We start from the raw sequence: 8,068 nt of genomic DNA on the forward strand, positions 1-8,068 counted from the left end.
GCGGCTCGATCGTCTAGCGGAAGAAGGTGGTGAGGGCGTAGGTCGCGGCGGCGACCAGCCCCGCCGCCGGCAACGTCAGGACCCAGGCCACCACGATGTTGCTGGCAACGCCCCAGCGCACGGCCGAGGTCCGTCGCGCGGCGCCGACGCCGATGATCGCCCCCGTGATGGTGTGGGTGGTCGAGACCGGAATTCCCGCCCAGGTCGCGGCAAACAGCGTGATCGCCCCGCCCGTCTCGGCACAGAACCCCTGCATCGGGTTCAGCCGGGTGATCTTCGAGCCCATCGTGTGCACGATGCGCCAGCCCCCGGAGAGCGTGCCGAGCGCGATGGCCGCCTGACAGGAGAGGACCACCCAGAGGGGCACGTGGAACTCGCCCTCCAGCAGCCCCTGCGAATAGAGCAGCAATGCGATGATTCCCATGGTCTTCTGCGCGTCGTTGCCACCGTGCCCCAGGGAGTAGAGCGAGGCCGAGGCGAATTGCAGGATGCGAAAGCTCCGGTCGACGCCGAAGGGCGTCGCGCGCACGCAGGTCCAAGAGACGATCAGCACCAGGAGGAGCGCCAGCACGAAGCCGAGGAGCGGCGAGAGCACGATGGCGGCGGATGTCTTGATCAGCCCGCTCCAGACCACGGCGCTAAACCCCGCCTTGGCCGTGCCGGCACCCACGAGACCGCCGATCAGGGCGTGGGAACTGCTCGACGGGATGCCGAAGATCCAGGTGACGACGTTCCACACGATGGCGCCGATCAGGGCGCTGAAGATCACGCGCGGGTCGACGATGCCCGCATCGATGATGCCGGTGCCGAGCGTCTGGGCGACATGCAGGCCGAAGAACAGGAACGCGATGAAGTTGAAGAACGCGGCCCAGAGCACGGCGTATTGCGGCCGCAGCACGCGCGTGGACACGATGGTGGCGATGGAATTGGCCGCGTCGTGCAGGCCGTTGAGGAAGTCGAACAGCAACGCGACCGCGATCAGGCCGACGAGATAGGGGAGGGCGAGGGCGGCGTCGGTCATCGCCTCACACGTTCTCGATCACGATGCCGCTGATCTCGTTGGCGACGTCCTCGAAGCGGTCGACGACATCCTCCAGGTGACCGTAGATCTCGGCCCCGATCAGGTAGGCCATGGTATCGCCGTCGCCGCCATCCTTTCGGTGGGCCTGGTAGAGTGCCTTGAGGCCACGCTCCTGCATCTCGTCCGAGCGGCCCTCCACCCGGGTGATCTGCTCGGTCAACGCGTTGAGCCGGGCCGCATGCTTGTCGATGGAGGACAGGAGCGGGATCGCTTCCGCCGTCAGGCGTGCCGCCTCGATCACGGTGCCGCCCATCTCCCGCATCAGGGGCTGGAAGTCGCGCAGCTCGTAGAGCGCGATCGTCTTCACGGTCTTGTTCATCTGGTCGATGGCATCGTCCATCGACTGGATCAGGTCCTTGATGTCACCCCGGTCGAAGGGGGTGATGAAGCTGCGCCGCACCGCCAGCAGCACCTCGGCGGTGATGGCATCGGCCTCGTGCTCGCGATCCACGATGATCTGGCAGTAGCGCGGCACGGCCTCGCCGCCCTGAAGCACACCTTCGAGGGCTTCCGCGCCGGCCACCAGCGTGCGCGAGTGGCGCTCGAACAGGTCGAAGAAGCGATCCTCCTTCGGCATCAGAGCTTTGAACCAGCCGAGCATGCACGGCACTCCGGTCGGGGCCGGACGCGGCACCCAGGTGGGTCGAGGTCATTCGCCGGCTATGGGAAGCCTGCGGCCGCGTTGATACAGGCGTTTGCCCGCGCGCTACACCGATAAATGCGAAACCGGACCACGGTTCGATGCGAAAAATCAGCGCTCCGACGCAGCGAGCCGGCGCGTGGCCGATCCGAGGTCCCGTCCCTGATCGCGCAGGCGGGCCGAGGTCTCGCTCAGGGCCCGGGACGACCCGAGGGCGTCGGCGGTGGTGGCGCGCAAGGCGTCGAGGTGATCGGTGGCCCGGGCGATCGTCGCGCGTGCGCGGGTGATGCCCTCGGCGATCGTCCCGGCGGCGGCCTGATGCGCGACGCTGACCGTGCTGATCTCGACGGCGCTCTGCCGGACCGTGGCGATCTCGTCGCGCACCCGTGCGAGCGAGCCGGTGGACTGCGCCGCCACGCCGCGCAGGAGATCGACCTGCGCGGCGATCTCGGCGGTGGCCTGGCTGACCCGGCTCGACAGGGCCTTCACCTCGGCCGCCACCACGGCAAATCCGCGCCCGGCCTCGCCGGCGCGTGCCGCCTCGATCGTTGCGTTGAGGGCCAGCAGGTTGGTCTGGCTCGCGATGGTGCTGATGAGATCGCCGATCTGGCCGACCCCGGCGATCCGGCCCTGCAGGTCGGTGAACACCGCCACCGCCTCGTCGAGCACCCGACCCGAGCCATCCGCGATGGTCTCGACCCTTGCGGCATGGCCGCTCGCCTCGCGCGACAGGGCCACGAGATCCTGGGCCGAGCGAGCCACCGCGTCGATCTCCCCGGCCGCTTCGCCGCTGGAGCGGTCGACCTCCCTGCGCCCCTCGTCCACCGTCCCGGCCATCCGGAGCACGCCCTGCGCGCCCGCCTCGACCTGGATCGTCGTCTCGGCGAGTTGCCGCGCGATGCCGTCGAGGGTCGTCATCAGGCTGGCCGCGCGGACGCGCTGGGCGTGGTCCGTCAGCGCCAGCGAGAGGCGGTCGGCCACATAGGCCATGACGGCGAGGAGATCGTCGTTCAGTTCGGCGACCTCGCGGGAGAAGAACTCCAGCACGATCTCCACCCGATCGCCGCGGCGGACGGGGAACATGAAGCAGCCGCGCACCCCGTTCTCACGGGCGGTCCCGGCCCGGACGAAGCCGGGCAGCACGGTCACGTCCGCGCAGGAGATCGGCTCGCCACTGGCCGCGACCCGGCCGACCAGCCCCTGGTCGACGGCGAAGACGGCACCTTCGGAGGCGGCGACGAACGCGGCCGCCTGGCCGGATCCGTCCCCCGAGGCCAGGGACCAGACGCGCATCGACCCCATCGCGGCGTCCCCGTCGCCGAGGCGGCGATAGGCGTGTGCGATGGGCCAGCCCGTGAAGCGCGCGACGATGCCGAGGCAGTCGCGCGTGGCCGCCTCGGGGGTCGTCGCCGTGGCGCAGGCACGCGAGACCGCATCGAGGAAGCCCAGCAGCGTGCCGAGTTCCCGCATGTGGGCCGCCTCGGCACGAACCGTCTTGTCCGCAGCCGCGCCGGATGTGCGCCGGCCTTCGCCGTTTCGATGAAGCCAGCTCAGGATTGTCGACCGGTTCACGCGCGACCTCGAAGAGACGATGGTTCAAGACGGAGCCGGTATCCATGTCCGGCGTCGACCGGCCACGGACGCGCGTTGCTCCGACGGCTTTCGCCGCGGAGCCACGATAGATCCGGCTGGCTTGATGGAATCTTCGTAGATCGTTGCCGCGCTGCACAAATGACGGTCAGCGACCGACCGAATTTTCGCCATGACGCGACCGTGACAGGTCCGGTGCCGCCATCTTGGCCGTCCCGCGCCCGGCGGCCTTTGCGGCGTAGAGGGCGTTGTCCGCTAGATGGAACAGGTCCCCCGGCGCGCAATGAGAAGCGCACGCAACGCCCACGGACGCTCCGAAGCTGAGGCTCGCGGTCCCGTAAACGAAGGGAGCCCGCATGGCCTCGACGATCCGGTGCCCGAGCGCCGTGCCGAGGGATCCATCGGGGTCGGTCGCTAGGAGCACGGCGAACTCGTCGCCGCCGATCCGCGCCACGAGATCCGCGTCGTGGCAAGCCTCGCCGAGGCGTCGCGCGGCTTCCCGGAGGCAGGCATCGCCCGCCGCATGTCCGTGGGTGTCGTTGACCTGCTTGAAGCCGTCGAGGTCCACGAGGAGGAGGGTTCCGGCCTGCGGTATGGCCGCGAGGCGTGATTCGAAGAGTGCTCGGTTCGCCAACCCCGTCAGGTAGTCGAATTCCGCGCGGTGGCGCGCGCGGTCCGATTGCAGCTTCTCGAACGTGATGTCCTGCTTCAGTCCGAAAAGGCGCATCGGCACCTCGCCCCGGCATTCGACCGTGGCCGTGATGCGGATCCAGCGTGGGCTGCCCAGCCGGCCGACGATCTCGGTGTCCAGGGTAAAGCCGGAGCGCTTGGCGATGGCCTCCGTCCGAACGGCGACGAGCCTGCGTCGTGCCTCCTCCGGGTAGCAATTCAGGGTCTCCGAGCGATCCGGCCTCGTGCCGCGCGGAAATTCGAAGAGATCGCAGACACCGTCGCTCCAGCGAAGCGACTCGCTCGCCAGGTCACACTCCCAAAGGCCGATCCGGGCAGCCGTCGACGCTTGCTCGAAGATGGCTCGGTCCCAGGCCAAGGCGGCGGCCTGTGACCGGATCAGGTCGTTCCGCAGTGCCAATTCGGCGCGAAGCGCGTGGATCGTGGCCGCATCGGCCGTGCGTTGCGCGGCGGCCGCATCCATGACGCGATGAGCGAGATGGACTGCCGCCGACGGCAACCCAAGGCGGGCGTGCAGAGCGGGCGGTGACGCCGATCCGGAGGGCAGGACATGAGGCGAGACGCCCGAGGATGGGGATCGTCCCTCTGAATGATCGGAAGCTGCCAGGAAAGCCTCCCTCGCGCAGTCACCTTCCGATTCAATGCTAAGCGAAACCCGTTAAGACAATTGTCTGCTGCGTGTCCTATTCGGCGGGCTTGTTCGCGTCGTCCCGGTCGACCGGAGGCTCGGCGCTCGCGACCGCCTTCCGCTCCAGCATCGGCTGCAGGCGCTCGGCAAGTTCGCGCCCGAGGTGCTGCGTGTAGGCGTTCTGGAAGTAGCGGGTGCCGGTGCCGCGTCCGTACAGGCGATCATGCGCCTGGATCATCGCGTCGACCTCAGGCCGGCAGAGGAAGCCCGTGATCCCGGCCGCCTCGTACCAGCGTCCGGCACGGGCATGGCGGGTGGCGGCGGGGTTCGAGAGGACTGTCTCCGCGAAGCAGTCGGTCGCCGCCTTTTCCAGCGGCGACATCACCCCATGCGGCTGCACCGGGTTGCGTCCCGCGGCCTCCGCCACGCCGACCCAGCCCACGGTCGTCACGAACGCGCCGAACAGCAAAGCCTTCATCGTGGGACGCCCCGTGCGAGATCATTTTCGATTCGGGGTCAGTATTCCCTGCGGATTTGGTCCGGAGAAGGGCAGACCGTCGCAGCGCGTTCGCTCACCCGACGATCCACCCGGATTGTGGCGTCCCGAGCACAGAACGGTCTCAGCCCCGGCGCTCGGCGTTCCAGCGGCCACTGCAGGAGATCAGCCCGGTGGTGCTCCAGGTGCCGCTACCCGTCCCCTGGCGCCCGAGGCGACCGACCACGTCGGCGGCATCGTTCCCGCGCGAGATCACGGCCCGCACGCCGCCGGACTGGGAGACCCGCCCGTTGATGTTGAACTCGCCGCCCGCATAGCTCGCCTCGCCGCGACGGATCTGCACGCCGTAGCGGTAGGCCCGGTCGCAGGGACCGTCGAGGGTCACGACCTCGATGCTCCAGGTGCCGTCGTAGCGATTGGGCACCTTCACCTTCTTCTTGGCGGCATCGGCGGCTCCGATCGAGGCGCCGAGGAGGGCGAGGGTGGTCACCGCAAGGGCTGCGCGTCGCATGGCTGTCCGTTCGCGTTCAATTTCGACTGGGCCGAGAACGAACGGGGCGCCGTTCGGTTGCGGCGTCAGGCGGCCGTGGCGTGCGCCAGCGCTCCCGTGAGCAGGGCCAGGACGTCGCCCCCCGCATGCAGGTAGGCATCGACGCCGGCGGCGCTCAGGGCCTCCTCGAGGTCACCGGGTTTGCCGGCGAGGTAGAGGGTGGTGACGCCGGCCGCCTTCAGGGCTTTGGCCGCCTCCACCGCATGGGTCGCATAGATCGCGTCCGACGAGCACAGGCAGGCGATGCGTGCCCCCGACGCCCGGAAGGCCTCGGCGAGGGCCGCCGATTCCGTGAACCCATCCTGGTTCACCCCCTCGATCCCGCCTGCCGCGAAGGCGTTGGCGGCGAAGGTCGAGCGTGCGTTGAACGCCGCCACCGGGCCGAGATTGGCCAGGAACACCGTCGGGCGGCCGCCCGTCCGGGCGAGGGTCGCGTCGGAGGCGTCGCGCAGGGCCTCGTAGGATTCGGCGAGGCGCTGCGAGGGCAGGGGCTCGCAGGTCAGTGCCGGGCCGGTGCCGAAGGCGCCCAGTTGGGGTGCCGCGACGGCGGGGATGTCGAGGACGGTCACGGGCTTCTCGGCGAGGTAGGGGAACTCGCTGGCGCCCGTCAGCGCCTCGCGCCGGGTGGCGATGTTCCTCGTCCGCGTCGCCCGTGTGGCCGCGATCCGCCCCTGGATCGCGCCCGCCTGGAGGCTGGCGACGATGCCGCCCTCGCGCTCGATCTCCTGGAAGGCCGCCCAGGCGGTTTCCGAGAGCTTTTCCGTCAGCGTCTCGAAGCTGCCGGCGCCAGCCGCCGGGTCGGCGACCCGGGCGAGGTTCGATTCCTCGATCAGCACGATCTGGCTGTTGCGCGCCACCCGGCGGGCGAAGGCGTCGGCGAGCCCGAGGGCCGCCGTGTAGGGCAGGGCGGTGACGGAATCGGCGCCGCCGAGACCGGCCGAGCAGGCCGCCATCGAGGTCCGCAGGATGTTCACGAAGGGATCGCGCCGGGACATCATCCGCCACGCCGTCTCGGCATGCAGGCGCAGGGGCTTCGGGTCGAGGCCGCAGGCGGCTTCCACTCGCGCCCAGAGCCGGCGCATGGCGCGGAACTTGGCGATGGTCAGGAACTCGTCGGCATCGGCCGTGAGCAGCACCGCGATGGCGTCGCGGGACCGGCCGAGGTCGTGGCCGTGCGCTTCGAGCGCGCGCAGGTAGGCGATCGCGGTCGCGAGGGTCGCGGCGAGTTCGGCCGCCTCGCTGGCCCCGGCCTCGTGATAGGGGCGGCCGTCGGCGAGGCAGGCCCGGCCGGTGAAGCCCTCGGCGTCGAAATCCGCGAGGCTGCGGGCGATTCGCGAGCCGTAATTCTCCGCCAGGGAACCGGTGGCGGCGAGCTGGCCGATCGGGTCGAGGCCGAGATCGAGGTCGAGACCCTTCAGCGTTTCGCCGCGCGCCTTGACCACGTCCCGGATCAGGTCGGCGGCCTCGATCCCGCGCGCGCCGGCATCGAGGCGGGTGGCGATCAGCGGCAGCATCACGTTGCCGAGCGCCGCGTCGAGGTCCGCCGCGTCGGTGGGGGCGAGGCCGTGGCCCCGGGCGGCGGGCGCGCCGGCGAACACCAGCACGAGCGCGTCGGCCCCGCCCTCGAGATCCGCGAGGGCGAGGGCGCTCGCCGTCGCGCCGTCCGGATGGTCGACGCGCTGTGAGACGCGCCACGGGCCCGGCGCCCGCACCGGCTGCGCCACGGGTGCCGCCGGCTCGTAGAGGGGTTCGATGCGGATGCCGTCGGCGGTCTTCGAGACCAGCCGCTTCTCGAAGTCGCCGCCTTTCAGGACGCCGTCGACGAGGCCGAGCCAGCGCTCGCGGGTCGCGGGCGGAAACAGGTCGGCGAGGGGACGGTCTTCCATCGGGGCGGGCCTCCGCAGGTGCTGTATGCCGGCCACGGACGACCGGATCGTTGCTTGCGACAGCCCTTGCACGGCGTGGCTCGCGGAGGCAATCGCCCGGCCACGCTGTATTTTGTATCCCCTCGAGGTGGGGGACCTAGCCGAAGATGATGAGCCCGGCGAAGCCCAGCGAGCCGACGATGATGCGCCACCACGCGAACAGGCGGAAGCCGTGGGATGAAACGTAATCGAGCACCGTACGCACCACGATGAAGGCCGAGATGAAGGCGACGATGAAGCCGATCACGATCAGACCGGTGTCGTCCTTTGAGAGGTTCTTGTAGTTGTCGAGGAGGTCCTTGGCGAAGGCGCCCGCCATGGTGGGGATCGCGAGATAGAACGAGAACTCGGTGGCCGAGCGCTTGTCGGCGCCCATCAGCATCGCGCCCACGATCGTGGCGCCCGAGCGCGAAACGCCGGGGATCATCGCGATGCACTGGAACAGGCCGATCTTGAAGTCCATCGGCA

General features: G+C 69.8%; 8 protein-coding genes. All 8 read right to left on the minus strand.

The genetic code is table 11. From position 1 onward, the window contains the following. Positions 1-13 precede the first annotated feature (13 nt). The gene (locus tag JWR86_RS04125) at positions 14-1,021 is read right to left on the minus strand and encodes an inorganic phosphate transporter (RefSeq protein ID WP_299561136.1); all 1,008 of its coding nucleotides are present in this window, start codon (positions 1,019-1,021) and stop codon (positions 14-16) included. Between the two features lie 4 nt (positions 1,022-1,025). Further along, positions 1,026-1,682: a DUF47 domain-containing protein gene (locus JWR86_RS04130; protein WP_299561139.1), complete on the minus strand. Its 657-nt coding sequence runs from the start codon at positions 1,680-1,682 to the stop codon at positions 1,026-1,028. 150 nt (positions 1,683-1,832) lie between these two features. Further along, a complete protein-coding gene (locus JWR86_RS04135) occupies positions 1,833-3,293 on the minus strand; it encodes a methyl-accepting chemotaxis protein (protein ID WP_299561142.1) in 1,461 nt (486 codons plus the stop codon). Positions 3,294-3,459: 166 nt separating this feature from the next. After that, positions 3,460-4,464 (minus strand): GGDEF domain-containing protein, encoded by a 1,005-nt coding sequence (locus tag JWR86_RS04140; RefSeq protein WP_299561145.1) that lies wholly within the window; start codon positions 4,462-4,464, stop codon positions 3,460-3,462. A 220-nt stretch (positions 4,465-4,684) separates the two neighbouring features. After that, the gene (locus tag JWR86_RS04145; protein ID WP_299561148.1) at positions 4,685-5,107 is read right to left on the minus strand and encodes a hypothetical protein; all 423 of its coding nucleotides are present in this window, start codon (positions 5,105-5,107) and stop codon (positions 4,685-4,687) included. 142 nt (positions 5,108-5,249) lie between these two features. Further along, on the minus strand, positions 5,250-5,636 hold the full coding sequence (locus JWR86_RS04150; protein ID WP_299561152.1) for a hypothetical protein: 387 nt from the start codon (positions 5,634-5,636) through the stop codon (positions 5,250-5,252). A gap of 65 nt (positions 5,637-5,701) precedes the next feature. Further along, on the minus strand, positions 5,702-7,561 hold the full coding sequence (locus JWR86_RS04155; protein WP_299561155.1) for a methylmalonyl-CoA mutase subunit beta: 1,860 nt from the start codon (positions 7,559-7,561) through the stop codon (positions 5,702-5,704). A gap of 136 nt (positions 7,562-7,697) precedes the next feature. Then, positions 7,698-8,068, minus strand: a 371-nt coding sequence (locus JWR86_RS04160) for an undecaprenyl-diphosphate phosphatase (RefSeq protein ID WP_299561158.1), incomplete at its 5' end; no start/stop codon positions are given.

The sequence above is a fragment of the Enterovirga sp. genome (assembly GCF_028290205.1).
Taxonomy (GTDB): domain Bacteria; phylum Pseudomonadota; class Alphaproteobacteria; order Rhizobiales; family Beijerinckiaceae; genus Enterovirga.

What these genes read in the sequence shown, in the direction of transcription:
- JWR86_RS04140 (WP_299561145.1), bottom strand. Translation starts at nt 4,464, where the DNA reads ATGGATGCGGCCGCCGCGCAACGCACGGCCGATGCGGCCACGATCCAC.
- JWR86_RS04150 (WP_299561152.1), bottom strand. Translation starts at nt 5,636, where the DNA reads ATGCGACGCGCAGCCCTTGCGGTGACCACCCTCGCCCTCCTCGGCGCC.
- JWR86_RS04125 (WP_299561136.1), bottom strand. Translation starts at nt 1,021, where the DNA reads ATGACCGACGCCGCCCTCGCCCTCCCCTATCTCGTCGGCCTGATCGCG.
- JWR86_RS04145 (WP_299561148.1), bottom strand. Translation starts at nt 5,107, where the DNA reads ATGAAGGCTTTGCTGTTCGGCGCGTTCGTGACGACCGTGGGCTGGGTC.
- JWR86_RS04155 (WP_299561155.1), bottom strand. Translation starts at nt 7,561, where the DNA reads ATGGAAGACCGTCCCCTCGCCGACCTGTTTCCGCCCGCGACCCGCGAG.
- JWR86_RS04130 (WP_299561139.1), bottom strand. Translation starts at nt 1,682, where the DNA reads ATGCTCGGCTGGTTCAAAGCTCTGATGCCGAAGGAGGATCGCTTCTTC.